At 72.2% G+C, this 17,082-nt stretch carries 18 protein-coding genes and 3 pseudogenes; 9 read left to right on the top strand and 12 right to left on the bottom strand.

The features are described 5' to 3' along the window. Positions 1-106: 106 nt before the first annotated feature. Both J7E86_RS16335 and J7E86_RS32055 read left to right on the top strand, forming a co-directional pair. A complete protein-coding gene (locus tag J7E86_RS16335) occupies positions 107-253 on the top strand; it encodes a hypothetical protein (RefSeq protein ID WP_215082408.1) in 147 nt (48 codons plus the stop codon). Between the two features lie 75 nt (positions 254-328). Then, on the top strand, positions 329-616 hold the full coding sequence (locus tag J7E86_RS32055; RefSeq protein ID WP_374223810.1) for an XF1762 family protein: 288 nt from the start codon (positions 329-331) through the stop codon (positions 614-616). On the opposite strand, the pseudogene J7E86_RS16330 reads toward J7E86_RS32055, so the two are convergent. The 3 genes and pseudogenes from J7E86_RS16330 to J7E86_RS16320 all read right to left on the bottom strand — a co-directional run. Beyond that, positions 568-708: pseudogene (locus J7E86_RS16330) on the bottom strand (IS5/IS1182 family transposase); the annotation flags it as partial. The gene J7E86_RS32055 and the pseudogene J7E86_RS16330 overlap by 49 nt on opposite strands. 72 nt (positions 709-780) lie before the next feature. Beyond that, positions 781-2,121 carry a transposase domain-containing protein gene (locus tag J7E86_RS16325; RefSeq protein ID WP_215082407.1) on the bottom strand — a complete coding sequence of 447 codons (1,341 nt, stop codon included), beginning with the start codon at positions 2,119-2,121 and terminating at the stop codon, positions 781-783. A gap of 169 nt (positions 2,122-2,290) precedes the next feature. Next, entirely contained in the window at positions 2,291-2,704 is a 414-nt protein-coding gene (locus tag J7E86_RS16320; RefSeq protein WP_215082406.1) for a hypothetical protein, read from the bottom strand. A 670-nt stretch (positions 2,705-3,374) separates the two neighbouring features. Here J7E86_RS16320 and J7E86_RS16310 point away from each other — a divergent pair. Next, positions 3,375-3,995: pseudogene (locus J7E86_RS16310) on the top strand (transposase); the annotation flags it as partial. A 160-nt stretch (positions 3,996-4,155) separates the two neighbouring features. On the opposite strand, the gene aceB reads toward J7E86_RS16310, so the two are convergent. Further along, complete coding sequence (gene aceB, locus J7E86_RS16305) at positions 4,156-5,775, bottom strand: malate synthase A (protein ID WP_215082405.1); 1,620 nt, start codon at positions 5,773-5,775, stop codon at positions 4,156-4,158. 153 nt (positions 5,776-5,928) lie between these two features. Next, entirely contained in the window at positions 5,929-6,567 is a 639-nt protein-coding gene (locus J7E86_RS16300; protein WP_215082404.1) for an NTP transferase domain-containing protein, read from the bottom strand. A gap of 153 nt (positions 6,568-6,720) precedes the next feature. Between J7E86_RS16300 and J7E86_RS16295 the strand changes: the two genes are divergently transcribed. Continuing rightward, the gene (locus J7E86_RS16295; RefSeq protein ID WP_215082403.1) at positions 6,721-7,080 is read left to right on the top strand and encodes a DUF5955 family protein; all 360 of its coding nucleotides are present in this window, start codon (positions 6,721-6,723) and stop codon (positions 7,078-7,080) included. A 30-nt stretch (positions 7,081-7,110) separates the two neighbouring features. On the opposite strand, the gene J7E86_RS16290 is transcribed toward J7E86_RS16295, so the two are convergent. Further along, the gene (locus tag J7E86_RS16290) at positions 7,111-7,893 is read right to left on the bottom strand and encodes an IclR family transcriptional regulator (RefSeq protein ID WP_215082402.1); all 783 of its coding nucleotides are present in this window, start codon (positions 7,891-7,893) and stop codon (positions 7,111-7,113) included. Positions 7,894-8,136: 243 nt separating this feature from the next. Here J7E86_RS16290 and allB point away from each other — a divergent pair, with 243 nt between their 5' ends. Continuing rightward, positions 8,137-9,498 carry an allantoinase AllB gene (allB, locus tag J7E86_RS16285; protein ID WP_374223809.1) on the top strand — a complete coding sequence of 454 codons (1,362 nt, stop codon included), beginning with the start codon at positions 8,137-8,139 and terminating at the stop codon, positions 9,496-9,498. Beyond that, positions 9,495-10,622: an allantoicase gene (gene alc / locus J7E86_RS16280; RefSeq protein WP_215082400.1), complete on the top strand. Its 1,128-nt coding sequence runs from the start codon at positions 9,495-9,497 to the stop codon at positions 10,620-10,622. The genes allB and alc overlap by 4 nt, the downstream gene beginning before the upstream one ends. Here alc and J7E86_RS16275 read toward each other — a convergent pair. The 5 genes and pseudogenes from J7E86_RS16275 to J7E86_RS16260 form a co-directional block, all read right to left on the bottom strand. After that, positions 10,603-11,142: a GNAT family N-acetyltransferase gene (locus J7E86_RS16275; RefSeq protein ID WP_215082399.1), complete on the bottom strand. Its 540-nt coding sequence runs from the start codon at positions 11,140-11,142 to the stop codon at positions 10,603-10,605. The two genes, alc and J7E86_RS16275, sit on opposite strands and share 20 nt — an antisense overlap. Before the next feature lie 33 nt (positions 11,143-11,175). Beyond that, entirely contained in the window at positions 11,176-11,802 is a 627-nt protein-coding gene (locus tag J7E86_RS16270; RefSeq protein WP_308312611.1) for a transcriptional regulator, read from the bottom strand. Between the two features lie 67 nt (positions 11,803-11,869). Beyond that, entirely contained in the window at positions 11,870-12,019 is a 150-nt protein-coding gene (locus tag J7E86_RS16265) for a DUF6126 family protein (protein ID WP_215082398.1), read from the bottom strand. A gap of 46 nt (positions 12,020-12,065) precedes the next feature. Continuing rightward, positions 12,066-12,311, bottom strand: a pseudogene (locus J7E86_RS31120) (cupin domain-containing protein); the annotation flags it as partial. Further along, on the bottom strand, positions 12,200-12,658 hold the full coding sequence (locus J7E86_RS16260; protein ID WP_251019218.1) for a helix-turn-helix domain-containing protein: 459 nt from the start codon (positions 12,656-12,658) through the stop codon (positions 12,200-12,202). The gene J7E86_RS16260 and the pseudogene J7E86_RS31120, both read right to left, overlap by 112 nt. A 161-nt stretch (positions 12,659-12,819) precedes the next feature. On the opposite strand from J7E86_RS16260, the gene J7E86_RS16255 reads away from it, so the two are divergent. The 3 genes from J7E86_RS16255 to J7E86_RS16245 all read left to right on the top strand — a co-directional run bounded on the left by J7E86_RS16255 (position 12,820) and on the right by J7E86_RS16245 (position 16,371). Then, on the top strand, positions 12,820-13,245 hold the full coding sequence (locus J7E86_RS16255) for a ribonuclease domain-containing protein (RefSeq protein WP_215082397.1): 426 nt from the start codon (positions 12,820-12,822) through the stop codon (positions 13,243-13,245). A 68-nt stretch (positions 13,246-13,313) separates the two neighbouring features. Then, positions 13,314-15,050: a coagulation factor 5/8 type domain-containing protein gene (locus J7E86_RS16250; protein WP_308312610.1), complete on the top strand. Its 1,737-nt coding sequence runs from the start codon at positions 13,314-13,316 to the stop codon at positions 15,048-15,050. Positions 15,051-15,168: 118 nt separating this feature from the next. Next, positions 15,169-16,371, top strand: coding sequence for a cytochrome P450 (locus tag J7E86_RS16245; RefSeq protein WP_215082396.1), 1,203 nt, complete (start codon positions 15,169-15,171; stop codon positions 16,369-16,371). 10 nt (positions 16,372-16,381) lie between these two features. Here the strand turns inward: J7E86_RS16245 and J7E86_RS16240 are convergent, their stop codons facing one another. After that, entirely contained in the window at positions 16,382-16,957 is a 576-nt protein-coding gene (locus J7E86_RS16240) for a DUF6875 domain-containing protein (protein ID WP_215082395.1), read from the bottom strand. Between the last annotated feature and the right edge of the window lie 125 nt (positions 16,958-17,082).

The raw sequence follows: 17,082 nt of genomic DNA, 5'->3' as shown, positions 1-17,082 counted from the left end.
CCCGGTACGCCCGTCTCCGCTCCGCCCGCGCCGTCGCCGCCCTTGAGTCCTGAGCGAACGCCTGTCCAAGCTGCTCGCCGAACCTCTGAAAGTCACCGTCAACGGCGTGGTAACGATCGACCAGTCCGCCAACGCCTCCGCCTTGGAGCGGCGGATCGCCGCTGTGGCCGCCGAGGCCGCACCGGACGACGCCCCCTCGGCGGGACGTGAGCTGCTGACCACGGTGACGCTGCGCCCGCGCCGCCGACGCTGAACCTCTCGACCGTTCTCCGGTGCAGCCGCCTCTGGCTCGACTCTGTCGTAGCGCCCGGATGCTGGTGGTCGAAAGGTGAGCGAACCTGCGGACAATCTGCGGCTTGCGCTGGCGCCAGTCAGGTTCCGGGAGGCTGCGGAATTTGTGCGGTTGTGGCACCGGCATCACAGGCCACCGCCAGGCCAGGTATTTGCCATTGGAGCTGAAGACCAAGGCGGCGTCCTTCACGCCGTCGCCATTGTTGGCCGTCCTGTTGCGCGCCACCTGGACGATGGCCGCACCCTGCTGGTACAGCGGGATGTGCCAAAGGGGGCCTGCACCAGCCTGTCGAAGACCACCACATCGCTGATCCGCGGATTGTGAAAACCCAGCGGATGACGGTCCTCCCGCAACGGCAGCAGCGCAAGGAACTGGTCCCGGAGCGGCTCGAGAATGCATGATGGAACAGCAGGCACGGATCCCCCCCCATGATCATGAAGCGTGAAGAACTCCATGATCGGGGCCCGTGCCTGCACCACTTCAGCCACCTACTGGCGGACGTTCTTACTGGTCGTGTTCTTGTGGGTGCGGGCCTTGACACGTTGGCGGCGCTGGGCGGGCAGCAGGTTGTTCAGGAGGGTGCGGCCGATCACGCCGAGGAGAAGGCCGGCCCGCGTGCCGGCCTGGGGTAGGTGGATGCCGGTGGCGGTGGTGACCTGGTCGCCGGCGGCCTGGAGGAGGACGGTGAAGCTGATCCGCTCCATCGGTATGTCCGCTCTGGTGGTGATCGCGTCACCGGCCGTGCGGATGATTGCCTGGTAGACGGTCAGCAGGGCGTAGACCTCCTGGTCGAGGCCGGGGATGCTGCGCGAGCGCAGGACACGACCGTCGAGCATGGTCGCCTTGATGGACACGTACGTGGTTTCCACTTGCCACCTGCGATGACATAGATCAGCCAACTCATGGGCGGGGTACGGGTCTTCATCGAGGAGGCTGGTGACCAGACGCCAGGGCTCGCGTCTGACGGTGCCGTCGGCGAGGGTGAGGTGATCCACGCCTCGATGACGCGGACGGGCAGCAGGCTGTAGGCGTGTCCAGTGCGGTAGGGGGCGGCCAGACGGGCCAGGTAGGAGCCGTCGGACAGGTGCCGGTAGGGGGTGGGGCGTCGGCGTGCGGAGGAGCGGACGAGGAACTGCGCGCCGATGGTGCAGATGTCCCGCAGGAAGCCGACGGCGTCGAAGCCGGCGTGGGCCAGCAGCAGCATCGAGGCGTTCAGGCAGTCCAAGCAGGCGGCGGGCGTAGGGGATTTCGCATTCGTTCTCGGGTCCGAAGGCGGCCGCGAGGACGGCGCGGGTGCCGCACTCGACGATGACGAGCAGCCGCAGCAGCGGGTAGCCGAACTCCCGGTCGGGACCGGAGCGTTTGGGGTAGTGCCAGGTGATCTCTTCGAGGTCGGGGGTGTGCAGGTGGGTGCCGTCCAGCGCGACCGTGCGCAGGCCCCGGTAGAAGGAACCGGCCTGTCCGGGGCGGGCGAGGGGGCCGGCGAGGGTCTCGAAGAGGCGGCGCAGGGGCGCGGTCCCCATCCGGCGCCGGGCCCGGGACAGCGAGGAGGCCGCCCGACGCACAAGGTCCAGCGGCCCCAGGACGGCGGTGAGCTTGTCCCACACCGCGAGGTAGGAGCAGTATTCGAACAGGGCAAGCGCGAGGGTGAAGTACACCGCGACCTGGGAGGGCAGCAACCGCAGCCGTTTCTCCTTCGCCGCGGTCTCCTCAAGGACCGCGTCCACGAGATCGAAGTCCACGATCTGGGTCAACTCGCCCAGATGGCCCGGCGCGTACACGCCCCCGGCCATCGTGATCGTCCGGGTGATGACAGACTGCTCCAGCAACGGGACTTCCCCTGTACTTGATCGACTTTCTTCGCCGAACGTTGGTCTACAGGAGTCCCGTTGTCTCGTTCAATCCCCCCTTGACCTGCCCCTTCATCACCAAACGCGGCTCCCCCGGCCGCAAGCGGAAGGCCCGCAGTCGGAGCCACGGGCCTTCTCTGGGATCGGGTCAGGGGAAGGTGACGTCCTTGGCGACCACGGCTGGGATTTCACCCGGGGCTGTCATGGTCGCTGCGACGTAGCCGCTGCCGTGCTCGAATCGGAGGCCGGCCGGCGGGGGAACGTCGAGAGTCCAGGAACCCTTCAGATTCTGGGGGCATTTGAGAGATCTGGTTGCCGTGTTGGTTACCTCCCGGTTGGAGCCGCCGGCCTGCGTGACGGTCACGGTCAGCGTGGCATCGCTCTGACCGCTGCAGGTCCATTCGCCGAAGACCTTCGCGGTACCGTCGGACTGCACGATCTGGCCCTGGCCCTTCACTCCCAGCGATGTGTCGGCGTATGCGGGAGTGGTGACGGCCAGAGCCGTCCCGAAGACTGCGGTGAGGACCACACCGACGCGTGTGAGCTTTGCGAGACGAGGCATGGTGACCTTCCTTCCCGGGCTGCCGCTGAATTCGGCACCCCACGTGCTCGTTTGGTTGCAACTCGTAATTTACGGCGTATCCGATGATCATTCCTAGAGCCGTGTAAATCGCTCTTCTGATTTACGTCCTTGTGAGCGAGCATCTTCCGCGCCGGAAGACGAGGATCGCGCGGAGGAGTGCGGAGGAGTGTGGTGATGCGGCCCGTCAGCCACGATGTCGGCCTCTACAAGAGTGGCCATCGAGTTCATGAACGCCGGACTTGCATCCCGCCGAAGAACGTAAACGCTACGATGTTGAGCCCAACTACGCCCCGGTACCGGGCCGCACAACCCGCCGGAGGGCGTGCGGCCCGGAACCGCGAGGCGTCGTCGGCCGCCCCGGCCCGTTGTCAGACCAGGCGCAATGATGGACCTCATGGCGGACAATGCCCGGCTCACCGAAGCCTCAGACCGGCAGATTCCCACCTGGGCTCCCACCGTCGGACCGGCTGGACAGCCCTCCTCGACCAGCTCCGCCGCGATCTATCCGCCTCGATCCCGCCTACCGGATCGAGGAGTTCGACACACAGCTCGGTGGCCTGCGGATCACCGACGCCGACCGCTTCGAGGCCGGCGAGTTCGACGGCGAGTTCGCCGACCGGGCCGCCGCCCTGACCGATGCCGCGGAGACCGCGTCCGAGATATCGGTGTCCGTGCGATCGCGCGGAGTCTGGGGCGTTCGCCCTCGACGGCCTCGCGGGAGCTGCGGCGCAACGCCTCGACCCGGACCTACCACTTGGAGTACCGGGCCTCGCTGGCGCCGTGGCACGCCGAGCGGCGCGCGCAGAGGCAGAAGACGGCGAAGCTGGTGGCCAATGAGCGCCTGCACGACTACGTACAGGACCGGCTGGCCGGGACCGTCGCCCACGCGATGGACGGTCAGATCGTCGAGGGACCGCAGGTGCCGCCGTGGAAGGGCCGGAACAAGCCGCAGCGGCAGGACCGCCTCTGGGTGACGGCGTGGAGCCCGGAGCAGATATCGCAGCGGCTCAAGGTGGACTTCCCCGAAGATGAGTCCATGCGCATCTCCCCGGAGGCGGTCTACCAGGCCCTCTACGTGCAAGGACGCGGGGCGCTCAAGCGCGAGCTGGTCGCCTGCCTGCGCACTGGGCGATCGCTGCGGGTTCCGAGGGAACGCTCCAGGCAGAGCGTCCGTGGGCACGCCACCGCCGATGTGCTGATCAGCGAGCGGCCCGCCGAGGCCGAGGACCGTGCGGTCCCGGGCCACTGGGAGGGCGACCTCATTATCGGCACCGACACCTGCCGCTCGGCCTCACTGAGGACCAGCGGCTCCAGCCTGCTGTCACCCACAACCCACAGCAGACCGAACCCAACCGGCACCCGTCAGCCAAACCCACAAACTGGTACGCAAAGCGACTCACGTGGTGCCGAGGCACCTCACAGCCAGATCACTAGCCGCGCAGCAGCCCGCACGCCGGCAGGGTCAGGAACTCCGCGTAGTCCTCGTCCAGGGCGACCCTGAGCAGCAGATCGTGCGCCTCCTGCCAGCGCCCCGCCGCGAACGCCTCGTCCCCCGCCTCCGAACGGATCGCCGCGAGCGACTCCGCCGCGACCCCCCGGACCAGCCCCGCCGTCACCTTCTCCCCGTTGTCGAGGACGACCCCCGCGTTGATCCACTGCCAGATCTGCGACCGGGAGATCTCCGCCGTCGCCGCGTCCTCCATCAGGTCGAAGATGGCCACCGCGCCCAGCCCCCGCAGCCACGCCTCGATGTAACGGATGCCCACGGCGACCGCGTTGCGCAGCCCCTCGTAGGTCGGGCGGGCCTCCAGGGAGTCGACCGCGAGGAGCTGACCGGCCGACACGTCGACGTCCTCGCGCAGGCGGTGCTTCTGGTGGGGGCGGTCGCCGAGGAGGGCGTCGAAGGAGGCGCGGGCGACGGGGACCAGGTCGGGGTGGGCGACCCAGGAGCCGTCGAAGCCGTCGCGGGCCTCGCGGTCCTTGTCCGCCTTGACCTTCTCGAAGGCCACCTTGTTGATTTCCGGGTCCTTGCGGGAGGGGATGAACGCCGCCATCCCGCCGATGGCGTGCGCGCCGCGCTTGTGGCACGTACGCACCAGCAGCTCGGTGTACGCGCGCATGAACGGCGCCGTCATCGTCACGGCGTTGCGGTCCGGCAGGACGAACCGCTCGCCCGCGTCACGGAAGTTCTTCACGATGGAGAAGAGGTAGTCCCAGCGGCCGGCGTTCAGCCCCGAGGCGTGTTCGCGCAGTTCGTAGAGGATCTCCTCCATCTCGAACGCGGCGGTGATCGTCTCGATGAGGACGGTCGCGCGGACGGTGCCGCGCGGGAGGGAGAGGTACTCCTGCGCGAAGACGAACACCTCGTTCCACAGGCGTGCTTCGAGGTGTGACTCGGTCTTGGGCAGGTAGAAGTACGGCCCCTTGCCGAGGTCGGTCAGCCGCTGGGCGTTGTGGAAGAAGTACAGGCCGAAGTCGACGAGGGCGCCGGGCACGGCGCGGGTGCCGTCGGTGACGTGGCGCTCGTCGAGGTGCCAGCCGCGCGGGCGGACCACGACGGTGGCGAGCTCCTCGGCGGGCCGCAGCGCGTAGGTTTTGCCGCGGGCGTCGGTGAAGTCGATGCGGCGCTCGTGGGCGTCCCTAAGGTTCAGCTGGCCGAGGACGACGTTCTCCCAGGTGGGGGAGGAGGCGTCCTCGAAGTCGGCGAGCCACACACGGGCGCCCGAGTTGAGGGCGTTGACGGTCATCTTCCGGTCGGTCGGACCGGTGATCTCCACCCGCCGGTCCTCCAGCGCGGCCGGGGCGGGGGCGACGCGCCAGTCGGGGTCCTCGCGGATGTGCGCGGTCTCCGGGAGGAAGTCCAGCGTGCCCGTACGGGCGATCTCCGCGCGGCGCTCCGCACGGCGGGCGAGCAGTTCGTCGCGGCGGGGGGTGAAGCGGCGGTGCAGCTCGCCGATGAAGGCGAGCGCCTCCGCCGTGAGGACCTCGGCCTGCCGCTCCACGAGCGGGGCGTCGACGACGGCCAGTGGGGACGGCACTGGTGCGGACATGGGCGGTCACTCCCTCGGAGATGACGGCACGGAGTGCCGCGCGGCTTCTGATCAGTGGAGAATAGTTTTCTCATAGTGGAAGTTCAATGGGGAGTTGGGGGCGGCTGACGTCGGGAAACCGGCCCCCGGCGCTCAGTGCCACGCCCTCGGCCGTCAGTCCAGCAGCGGGAGATCGTCCGGGGTGTCGATGTCGGCGGGGTCCGCGATGTCGGCGCACTCCACGAGCGTGACCGCCGCCGCGTGCTCCCGCAGATACGCGCGGGCCCCGCGGTCGCCGCCGGCCGACCGGGCGACGCCCTCCCAGTGCTCGCGCGCGAACAGCACCGGATGGCCGCGCTCGCCGCCGTAGGAGGCTGCCGCCAGCCGCGCCCCCGCCCGGTGCGCGGCCAGCAGCCGGGCCACCGCCTCCGCGCCGACGCCCGGCTGGTCCACGAGCGTGACCAGCACCGCCGAGACGCCCGCCGCCTCCCGCGAGGCCAGTTCGGCGAGCCCGGCGCGCAGGGAGGAGCCCATGCCGCCCGGCCAGTCGGGGTTGTCCACCAGGACACATCCCCGCAATCCGGTACGCGCCCGCACTTGCGCCGAGGCCGCTCCGAGGACTACGTACCTCGGTGCGCAGCCGCCCTCGCGCAGGACGTGGGTCGTGTGTTCGATCAGCGGCCGGCCCCGGAACTCCAGCAGCGCCTTGGGCCGGCCGCCGAGCCGGCGACCGCCGCCCGCTGCCAGCAGGAGTCCGGCGACCTTCCCCGGCGCGGCCGGCTCGCCTTGTGTCGTGCCCGTGGTGCGCGTCATGGCCCCTGCATACCGCATCCGTCCGCCGGGCCGCCGGGCGGCGCCCGCATCACCCGTGCGTGCGGAGTACGGACTCAATTTCGCTGTGCGTATAGCGCGTCGTACGGAAAGTGCGTTAACTGATCGGCGCGAGCGCGTGGGAGGGGGAGTGTCGTGGCGGAGGGCGCCGGAGTGGTGGAAGAGCAGCGTGTGGGACGCGTCGGCGAGGATCCCAGAGTCAGTGAGCTGTGCGACGCGGTATCCCGGCTGCGCCGGGCGCTCGCCGGCCACCCCGCCCTGTTACCCGACCGGGACGCCGCCGAGGACGAACTGGCCGCGCTGGACGCGATGGCGCGCGAGGGCCGGCCCGAAGTGCCGAGGCTGCGCCGCTCCCTGCTCCTGGTGGCCGGCGCGGTGGGCTCGGTGAGCGCGCTGGCCCCGGCCCTCGGCGAGGTCAGAGCGGCGGTCGACCGCTTCGGCGAGACCGCGGACGAGAGTGCGCCGCGGGTCCCGGGGCCCCGGGAAGGGGCCTGAGGCCCGCCCCCGCGCCCGGCTCGGCCGCCGTCAGGCGGAAGCGCTGGCCAGGGTCACCGACAGCTCCGCCGCGACCTGTTGCAGCAGGGGGACGATCCGTTCCGTGGCCGCGTCCGTGACCCGGCCGGCCGGGCCGGAGATGGAAATGGCCGCCGCCGTGGGGGAGTCGGGCACCGGCACCGCGAGGCAGCGGACGCCGATCTCCTGCTCGTTGTCGTCCACGGCGTAGCCCGACTCGCGCACCCGGGCCAGCGCCTCCAGGAAGCCCTCGGGCGTGGTGATCGTCTTCTCGGTCGCGGCGGGCATGCCCGTACGGGCCAGCAGCGCGCGCACCTCGTCGTCGGCGCTCCGCGCCAGCAGGGCCTTGCCGACGCCGGTGGTGTGGGGCAGGACCCGCCGGCCGACCTCGGTGAACATCCGCACGGAGTGCCGCGAGGGCACCTGGGCCACATAGACGACCTCGTCGCCGTCGAGCAGCGCCATGTTCGCGGTCTCGCCGGTCTCCTCGACCAGGCGCGCCAGGTGCGGGCGCGCCCAGGTGCCCAGCAGCCGGGAGGCGCTCTCGCCGAGCCGGATGAGCCGCGGGCCGAGCGCATAGCGGCGGTTGGGCTGCTGGCGCACGTATCCGCAGGCGACCAGCGTGCGCATCAGCCGGTGGATGGTGGGCAGCGGCAGCCCGCTGCTGGTGGAGAGCTCGCTCAGGCCGACCTCGCCGCCCGCGTCGGCCATGCGCTCCAGGAGGTCGAAGGCGCGCTCCAGGGACTGCACGCCTCCACTGGGCGCGGCGGTTCGGGGCTCGGCGGACGAGGGCACGGCGGGTCCTTCCGGGACGGGGGTGGCAGCAGCCTACCGGGCCGCCACGCCCCTCGGTGGTCACCTTCCGTAAGGAGAAATGCCTCTTCTGTTGTACGGAAAGAACCTGCGTGCGCCGCGATCGACGACAAGGTCTTGACGTGTACGCGAGCCGGTTGAAGACTGCCTGCACCGCCGTTCAACAGAACGTTGAAAATCTCGCTCGCCATGGCAACGGACCGCCGAGAGACCGAGGAGGGGCGCGTGCCCCCAGTGGAACCCGTGCGACCAGTGGATCTCCTGGTGCGCTCGACGCGCGTCGTCACCCCGGAGGGCATCCGCGCCGCCCGCGTCGCCGTCACCGACGGACGCATCACGGCCGTCCTGCCGTACGAGGCCGGGCCGCAGGCCGCCGCCGTGGTCGAGGACTTCGGGGACGACGTCCTGCTCCCCGGCCTCGTCGACACCCACGTGCACATCAACGACCCGGGCCGCACCGAATGGGAGGGGTTCGCCACCGCCACCCGCGCGGCCGCCGCCGGCGGCATCACCACGCTCGTCGACATGCCCCTCAATAGCCTCCCGCCCACCACCACCGTCGAGCATCTGCGGGTCAAGCAGGACGTGGCGCGCGGCGCCGTGCACGTCGACGTCGGCTTCTGGGGCGGCGCGCTGCCCGGCAACCTCACCGACCTGCGGCCCCTGCACGACGCGGGGGTCCTCGGCTTCAAGTCCTTCCTCTCGCCCTCGGGCGTCGAGGAGTTCCCCTCCCTCGGCCCGGCCGACCTGGAGGCCGTCGCCGCCGAGATCGCCGGCTTCGGCGGCCTGCTGATCGTGCACGCCGAGGACCCGTCCCACCTGGAGCGCGCCCCGGAGCCGGACGGCCCGCGCTACACGGACTTCCTCGCCTCCCGGCCGCGCGCCGCGGAGAACGACGCCGTCGCCGGCCTGATATCCGTTGCCCGGCGGCGCGGCACCCGCGTGCACGTCCTGCACCTGTCGTCGTCCGACGCGCTGCCGCTGATCGCCGCCGCCAGGGCCGAGGGCCTGCCCGTGTCCGCCGAGACCTGCCCGCACTTCCTGACCCTCACCGCCGAGGAAGTGCCCGACGGCGCCACCGAGTTCAAATGCTGCCCGCCCATCCGCGAGGCCGCCAACCAGGACGCGCTCTGGGCCGGGCTCGCCGCCGGAACCCTCGACTGCGTCGTCTCCGACCACTCGCCCTGCACCACCGGCCTCAAAGTCCCCGACTTCGGCGCCGCGTGGGGCGGCATCTCCTCCCTCCAGCTCGGCCTCCCGGCCGTCTGGACCGCCGCCCGGCGCCGCGGCCACACCCTCCAGGACCTGGCCCACTGGATGTCCACCGCCCCGGCCGCCCTCGCCGGCCTCGCCCACAAGGGCGCCATCGCACCCGGCCGCGACGCCGACTTCGCGGTCCTCGCCCCCGACGAGACCTTCACCGTCGACCCGGCGGCGCTCCACCACCGCAACCGCGTCACGGCCTACGCCGGGAAGACGCTGCACGGCGTCGTACGGTCCACCTGGCTGCGCGGCCGCAGGATCGCCGACCACGGCCGACCCACCGACCCCACCGGCCTCCTGATCGAAAGGCAGCGCAGCGCATGAGCGGCATATCCTCCTTCACCGGCGGCGCCGACCCCTACACCGGTGGCGACCCGTACGCCGACTACCGCTCCACCGACCTCCCCTTCGGCCACCTGCCCGACCTCGCCGACCGGCGGCTGGGCGCCGGGGTCATCGCCGCCAACGACGAGTTCTTCGCCGAGCGCGAGAACCTCCTCAAGCCCGAGGCCGCCCACTTCGACCCCGAGCACTTCGGCCACAAGGGCAAGGTCATGGACGGCTGGGAGACCCGCCGTCGGCGCGGCGCGGGCCCCGGCACCCCGCACCCGGCCGACGGCGATCACGACTGGGCGCTGATCCGCCTCGGCGTGCCCGGCCTCGTCCGCGGCGTCGTCGTCGACACCGCCCACTTCCGCGGCAACCACCCCCAGGCCGTCGCCGTCGAGGGCACCTGCCTCCCCGGCGCGCCCTCCCCGGAGGAGCTCCTCGCCGACGGCGTGACGTGGACGCCGCTGGTGCCCCGCACCCCCGTCGGCGGCCACGCCGCCAACGCCTTCGCCGTCGACCACCCCGGCCGCCTCACCCACCTGCGGCTGATCCAGTACCCCGACGGCGGCATCGCCCGGCTGCGCGTCCACGGCGAGGCCGCGCCCGACCCGGCCTGGCTCGCGGCCCTGGGCACCTTCGACCTGGCCGCGCTGGAGCACGGCGGCCACGCCGAGGACGCCTCCGACCGCTTCTACTCCCCGCCGTCGCACGCCATCCACCCCGGCCGCTCCCGCAAGATGGACGACGGCTGGGAGACCCGCCGCCGCCGCGACCGGGGCCACGACTGGGTCCGCTTCCGCCTCACCGGCCAGGCCCACCTGCGGGCCGTCGAGATCGACACCGGCTGCTATAAGGGCAACGCGGTCGGCTGGGCCGCCCTGTCCGTCCTCGACGCCACCACCGGCGCCGATCCCGCCGACCACGCCACCGGCTGGCGGGAGATCCTGCCCCGCACCCGCCTCCAGCCCGACACCGTCCACCGCTTCGTCCTGGACGGCCGGCCCGTCGCCACGCACCTGCGCGTCGACACCTACCCCGACGGCGGCATCGCCCGGCTGCGCGTCCACGGCTCGCTGACCGAGGACGGCGTCCGCCGGCTCACAGCGGGCGGCTCATGAACAGGGCGGTCTCGCCCTCGGACGCCGTGCCCGTGTAGAGGGAGGTGTCCAGGCCGCACACCGCGAAGCCCATCCGGCGGTACGCGCGCACCGCCGGGGCGTTGACGCTCGTGACCTCCAACCAGGCCGCCCGCGCGCCCAGTTCCCGCCCCTGTTCCAGGGCGCGGCGCATCAGGGCGGAGCCGACGCCCCGGCCGCGGTGAGCGGGGGCCACCCGGAGGTCGGCGATCAGCAGGCGGCGGTTCCAGGCGGCGTACGCGAAGGTGAGGGCGGCGCACAGCCGGTCGCCGGAGTGCGCGACGATCGCCCGCGCGTCGGGGTCCTCCTCGTCCTCCTCCGCCGGATACACCTTGCGCAGCGGCGGGTCGACCGGCCTGGCGTGGAGGTGGAAGCCCTCGTCCGTGGCGCGCACCTCGATGACGGAGTCGGTGGTGAAGGAGTTGTCGAGGGCCTCGATGCCCGGGAGTTCCTCCGGCCGGGCGAGCCGGTAGGTCACTTCCGCGTCGTCGTGATGTGCCATGCGTTCACCGTACAGCGAGGGTCTCCCAGAACATCAACTCATAGGCCTGTAGCGTGCGTCCGTAGCGGTGGGCCAGCGGCTCGGACAGCGCCCGGCCTCCAGGCCGGCCGTCACCGCCGACAGGGCCCGGGCCGCCGCCTCCGGCGCGGGCGCGGCGAAGAGGTCGAAGAACCCGCACGCCCGGTCGTCGAAGCCGTAGTGCTCGCGCAGCGCCCGCCCGACGGTGGCGCAATAGCCGGACCAGGTCGCGAAGGTGGCCGACAGCGCGACGACCGCGTCGGCCGGCTCGGCGCCGAGCGCCAGCCACGCCACGTACGCCGGATACGCCTGGCAGCCGGGGAGCGGCTCGTGGGCGCCGACGGCCCGCTCGTCCAGCCCGCAGGCCGCCGCCAGCGGGCCGAGGTGGTCCAGTGCCAGGCCCTCGCCCTGGGCGAGGGAGCGGAAGAACCCGGTGACGGCGGGGAGCGCGGCCCGTTCGGCCAGGTGAAGGAAGCTGCGGCGGTCGCTCGCGATGATGTGGTGCTGCTCCAGCGCCAGCGCGCCGATCACCTCGCGGGGCGCCTCGCCGGCCGCGATCAGCGCCACGAGCCGGTTCGCGTCAGCGGCCGGGGCCGTCCGCCGTGCCGCGTCCGCGAGGACGTCCTGAGCCGTACGCGCCATCGCCACGACCTTCCTGCCGGGAGCGGTCCGCAACCCCTCCAGGCTCCCAGAAGATCGCGGCCCGCGCTCACTTCGCCCCGGCGAGATAGAACAGGAGGAAGAGGAAGCCCGCGAAGAAGTGCACCGCGACGAGATAGATGACGACCCGGACGGTCATCCCCATCGGGGCCCGGTCCTCCTCGTTCATCGGCTTTCCGCTGCGGATCGTGTCCCTCATGGCATTCCCCTCCGGGTCGGCGCGGCGCCCCCGAGACACAGCTCGGTCGCGCCGCTCTGCAGCAATGCAGGAACAGCAGGTCCGCCCCGCCGGGCGAGGCGGCCGCGATGCGGTGCGGGGTGAGGGAGTCGAAGTGCGCGGAGTCGCCCGGCTCCAGGACGTGCGTGGCCTCGCCGAGCGTCAGCCGCAGCCGGCCGGCGGTGACGTACAGCCACTCCTCGCCCGGGTGCACCCGCACCAGCTCCGCCTGGCCGCCCGCGCTCGGCGGTACGCGCAGCCGCAGCGCCTGCATCGCCCTCCCGGAGCCGCCGGCCCGCCAGTACGTCCAGCCACCGGCCTCCTGCGGTTCCATCCGCTCGCCCCGCACGATCGGGTCGCGCTCGGGGGGGGCACCTCGCCCAGCAGGTCGGATACCGTCGTACCGTACGTACGCGCCAGCGCCAGCAGCATCGGCAGCGAGGGCGTCCGGCGTCCGGTCTCCAGCCGCGACAGGTGCGCGGGCGAGAGCCCGACGCGTCCGGCGGCGGCCTCCAGGGTCAGCCCGCTGTGCCGGCGCAGGTCGCGCAGGCGCGGGGCGACGGCCGGCAGGTCGTCTCCGGGGCCGCCGTCCGGCGGGGACGGGGTGGTGGACGGGTTCATGGCTCCGGTATAGCCCTGCCATGCCTGAGAGGCAAAAGTTTTGCCTCAGAGGCAAAAAGCTCTCCGGGCGGGTTAACGATCACCCCTGATCGGTTAACACCCGGAAAACACCCCCCTATTGGCGTTGACATGACAACCCCTATCCGGGTCAAGCTGGCGTCATGACCAACCCCCCACGCTTTGTGCGCACCTCTGCCCTGACCGCCGCCCTGGCCTCCGCCCTGCTCTTCGGCGGCACCGCCGTGGCCGCGAGCCCGGCCGCTCCCACCGCCGGCGCGACGACCACCGTGTCCGTGAAGGCCATCGGCGACATCTGTTACTCGGCCCTGCCCTCGCAGGCCCACGACACCATCAAGCTGATCGACGCCGGCGGCCCGTACCCGTACCCCAAGGACGGCACGGTCTTCTCCAACCGTGAGGGCGTCCTGCCCCAGCACACCTCCGGCTACTACCACGAGTACACCGTCAAGACCCCAGGCTCGCCCGACCGCGGTGCCCGCCGCGTCATCACCGGTGAGGCGGCACACGAGGACTACTACACGGCCGACCACTACGCGAGCTTCAAACTGGTGAACTTCTCCTGCTGAGCGCGATGACGCGCGGCGCGTGTCCCGTCGTCACCGGATGACGGCGGGACATTCGCTTTAATGCCCGGGTGACCTCCACCGGTGCCTGGACCGCCGCCCTGCTGACGGCCACCGTCGCCTGTCTCGCCCTCGCGCAGACCCCCGGGGCGCCGCCGCTTCCCTCCGGTGGTCCCGAACTGGGCCCGGACGTCCGCGTCTTCGATCCCTCGATGCCCAAGGAGGCGGTGCAGGACGCGGTGGACGCCGTCTTCCGGCGGCAGGAGCGCGCGCAGTTCGGCACCGGTCGCCAGGCGCTGCTGTTCAAGCCGGGTACGTACGACGTGGACGTCGACACCGGGTTCTACACCCAGGTCGCGGGGCTGGGGCTGTCGCCCGACGACGTCACGATCAGGGGAGCGGTGCGCGCCGAGGCCGACTGGTTCGGCGGCAACGCCACCCAGAACTTCTGGCGCGCGGCCGAGAACCTCTCCGTCACCCCCGCCTCCGGCGCCGACCGCTGGGCCGTCTCGCAGGCCGCCCCGTACCGCCGGATGCACCTGCGCGGTGATCTGCGCCTGGACGACGGCGGCTGGTCCAGCGGGGGGCTCATCGCCGACTCGCTGATCGACGGAACGGTGCGCTCCGGCACCCAGCAGCAGTGGCTCTCGCGCGACAGCGAGTTCGGCGGGTGGACCGGCGCCATCTGGAACATGGTCTTCGTCGGGGTGCGCAACGCACCTCCCGGCGCCTTCCCCCGCCCGCCGCACACCCGCGTCGACCGCACCCCCGTCATGCGGGAGAAGCCCTTCCTCCACGTGGACCGGGCGGGCGCGTACCGCGTCTTCGTCCCCGCCCTGCGCACCGGCGGCCGGGGCACCACCTGGGCCCACGGCGCCCGGCCGGCGGGCACCTCCCGGCCGCTCGGCCGGTTCTTCGTCGTCCGGCCCGGCACCGGCGCGGCCCGCATCGACGCGGCGCTCGCGCGCGGCAAGGACCTGCTGTTCACCCCCGGCATCCACCACCTCGACCGCACGCTGCGGGTCACCCGCCCCGGCACGGTCGTCCTCGGCCTGGGCCTGGCCACCCTCGTCCCCGACACCGGCCGGACCGCGCTGTCCGTCGCCGACGTCGACGGGGTACGGATCGCGGGCCTGCTGGTCGACGCCGGGCCGGCCGGGTCGCCGGCGCTGATGGAGATCGGCCCGCCGGACGCGCGGCGGCGCCATTCCGCCGACCCCGTCTCCCTCCACGACGTCTTCTTCCGGATCGGTGGCGCCGGCGCCGGCCGGGCCACCAGGAGCCTCGTCGTCAACAGCTCCGACGTGATCGGCGACAACCTCTGGCTCTGGCGCGCCGACCACGGCGACGGCATCGGATGGACCGTCAACACCGCGGCCGAGGGGCTGGTCGTCAACGGCGACCGCGTCACGATGTACGGGCTGTTCGTCGAGCATTACCAGCGTCACCAGACCCTCTGGAACGGCGAGGGCGGACGCACGTACTTCTTCCAGAACGAGATGCCCTACGATCCGCCGGGCCAGGCCGCCTGGCGGAGCGGCGCCGCTCAGGGCTATCCCGCCTACAAGGTCGCCGCCGGTGTCACCCGGCACGAAGCGTGGGGGATGGGCAGCTACTGCTCCTTCGACGCCGACCCGGACATCGTCGCCGACCGCGCCTTCGAGGCCCCGCGCCGGCCCGGGGTGCGCTTCCACGACCTGGTCACGGTCTCCCTCGGCGGCAAGGGGACGATCCGCCATGTCATCAACGGAACCGGCGGCCCCGCGGACGCGAGGAGCGGGGTGGCCCAGGTCGTGTCGTATCCGTAGCCGGTGGTTCCGCCGTGCCCCTCGGCCTCGGGGGATCGAGAACCGGACGACTGTCCGGATTTCGCTCTTGAGTTCGGCCGCTCGCTGCGTGGATGATCTCGGAGAACAAGGGGGAGCCATGGTGGCCGACACGAGTGCGGTAGTGGATCTGGCAGCGTCGGGGGACGAGTTCGCCAGACACCCGCACCGGGTCTACGCGGAGCTCCGCGAGCGGGGACCGGTACACCGGGTGCGCATGCCGGAGGGCGCACTCGCGTGGCTGGTGGTCGGGTACGAAGAGGTACGCGCCACGCTCAACGACCCGCGCCTGTCGAAGGACTGGCGGAGCGCCTCCGAGGCGATCGGCCTGACGCCCGTGGCCTCGGGCCCCCACATGCTGATCCTCGACCCGCCCCACCACACGCGGCTGCGCAAGCTCGTCGCCAAGGAGTTCACCCCGCGGCGCGTCGAGGAGATGGCGCCGCGCGTGCAGCGGATGACGGACGAGCTGCTCGACGCCATGCTCGCGGCCCCGGACCGGCGCACCGACCTCGTCGACGCGCTGTCCTTCCCGCTGCCCATGGGCGTCATCTGCGAGCTGCTCGGCGTGCCCTCCCTCGACCGGGAGGCGTTCCGCGCCTGGTCCAACACGGCCGTCGGATCCGCCCCGGCGGCGGAGAAGGCCGTCGCGGCCCGCGAGGTCGGGGCCTATCTCGCCGAGCTGGTCGCCGCCAAGCGCGAGACGCCCGGCGACGACCTGCTGAGCGCGCTGATCCGCGCCACCGACGAGGACGGCGACCGGCTCTCGCCCGAGGAGCTCCTCGGCATGGCCTGGATCCTGCTCGTGGCCGGCCACGAGACGACCGTCAACCTCATCTCCAACGGCGTCCTCGCGCTCCTGCGCCACCCCGACCAGCTGGCGGACCTGCGCGCGGACTTCGGCCTGCTGGAGAACGCGGTCGAGGAGATGCTGCGCTACGACGGGCCGCTGGAGACCCCGACGTACCGCTTCACCACCGAGCCCATCGAGATCGGCGGCACCCTCATACCGGGCGGCGGCGAACTGGTCCTGCCCGTCCTCGCCGACGCCGACCGCGACCCGGCCCGCTTCGACGACCCCGGCCGCTTCGACATCCGCCGCGACGCGCGCGGCCACATCGCCTTCGGGCACGGCATCCACTACTGCCTGGGCGCGCCGCTGGCCCGCCTGGAGGCCCGGATCGCCGTCCGCTCGCTGCTGGAGCGCTTCCCGGACCTCGCCCTGGACGCCCACCCCGACTCACTGACCTGGCGTCAGGGCCTGCTCATCCGGGGCCCGCACCGCCTGCCGGTCCGCTTCTGACCCCGCGCGCTCAGCCGGCGGCAGGCGGCCGCCGCGCGAGCTCGCCGCGGGCCCGCGCCAGCTCCTCCCGGGCGCGCCGCCTGGTGGCCGCGCCCGCCGACGGCTGGTGCTCCAGGAAGGACTCCACGAAGCCGGCGCGGCGGTCCGGCGGATAGCGGTCCTGCGTCAGGAACGGCAGGTCGTTGGCGACCATGCTGCGGGCGACGAGCAGCGGGGTGTCGCTGTGCAACGGCCGGAAATCGGGGTTGTGCAGACCCGGCCCGGGGTGTCCGGGGAAGAACTCGCCGAGCATCATGCCGTCGGCCACGAACTCCGGCTTGGCGCGGTCGTGGACGCGGACGACGACCTCGGCGGGCGCCTCGGCCAGGACGAGGACGATGGTCTTGTCGATGGTGTGCTGACCGCCGACCGGCTCCATGGCCAGCCAGTGCGCCTTGAGGGCGGCGACGGCGGCCGTCAGCGCGCCCTCGTCACCCGCCGGCGGATCGGCCAGGGCGAAGCGGATCAGGTCCAGGCGCTGCGACAGCGGCACGAAGGGGCAGACCGCACCCCGGCGGCCGAGGTCGGGGGTGGGGGCGGGCGACATGGCGGTCGACCCAGTCGTGGACGGGGCGGAGCGCCGCGTGCCCGGCGGCCTCCCGCTGGTCGTACAGCCGGATGCGCGAGAGGTCGGGTGCCGGGCGGCTGCCCGGGAGGTCGGTGTGTCCGTAT

It is taken from the genome of Streptomyces sp. ISL-11 (assembly GCF_018614525.1).
Taxonomy (GTDB): domain Bacteria; phylum Actinomycetota; class Actinomycetes; order Streptomycetales; family Streptomycetaceae; genus Streptomyces.
The sequence above is the reverse complement of the archived record's forward strand: the minus strand, read 5'-3'. Positions and strand labels throughout refer to the sequence as shown.

Coding starts and splice junctions, on each gene's coding strand:
- J7E86_RS16320 (WP_215082406.1), bottom strand. CDS start 2,704: ATGCCTCGTCTCGCAAAGCTCACACGCGTCGGTGTGGTCCTCACCGCA.
- aceB (WP_215082405.1), bottom strand. CDS start 5,775: ATGTCCGCACCAGTGCCGTCCCCACTGGCCGTCGTCGACGCCCCGCTC.
- J7E86_RS16300 (WP_215082404.1), bottom strand. CDS start 6,567: ATGACGCGCACCACGGGCACGACACAAGGCGAGCCGGCCGCGCCGGGG.
- alc (WP_215082400.1), top strand. CDS start 9,495: ATGAGCGGCATATCCTCCTTCACCGGCGGCGCCGACCCCTACACCGGT.
- J7E86_RS16275 (WP_215082399.1), bottom strand. CDS start 11,142: ATGGCACATCACGACGACGCGGAAGTGACCTACCGGCTCGCCCGGCCG.
- J7E86_RS16270 (WP_308312611.1), bottom strand. CDS start 11,802: ATGGCGCGTACGGCTCAGGACGTCCTCGCGGACGCGGCACGGCGGACG.
- J7E86_RS16265 (WP_215082398.1), bottom strand. CDS start 12,019: ATGAGGGACACGATCCGCAGCGGAAAGCCGATGAACGAGGAGGACCGG.
- J7E86_RS16260 (WP_251019218.1), bottom strand. CDS start 12,658: ATGAACCCGTCCACCACCCCGTCCCCGCCGGACGGCGGCCCCGGAGAC.
- J7E86_RS16255 (WP_215082397.1), top strand. CDS start 12,820: ATGACCAACCCCCCACGCTTTGTGCGCACCTCTGCCCTGACCGCCGCC.
- J7E86_RS16245 (WP_215082396.1), top strand. CDS start 15,169: ATGGTGGCCGACACGAGTGCGGTAGTGGATCTGGCAGCGTCGGGGGAC.
- J7E86_RS16240 (WP_215082395.1), bottom strand. CDS start 16,957: ATGTCGCCCGCCCCCACCCCCGACCTCGGCCGCCGGGGTGCGGTCTGC.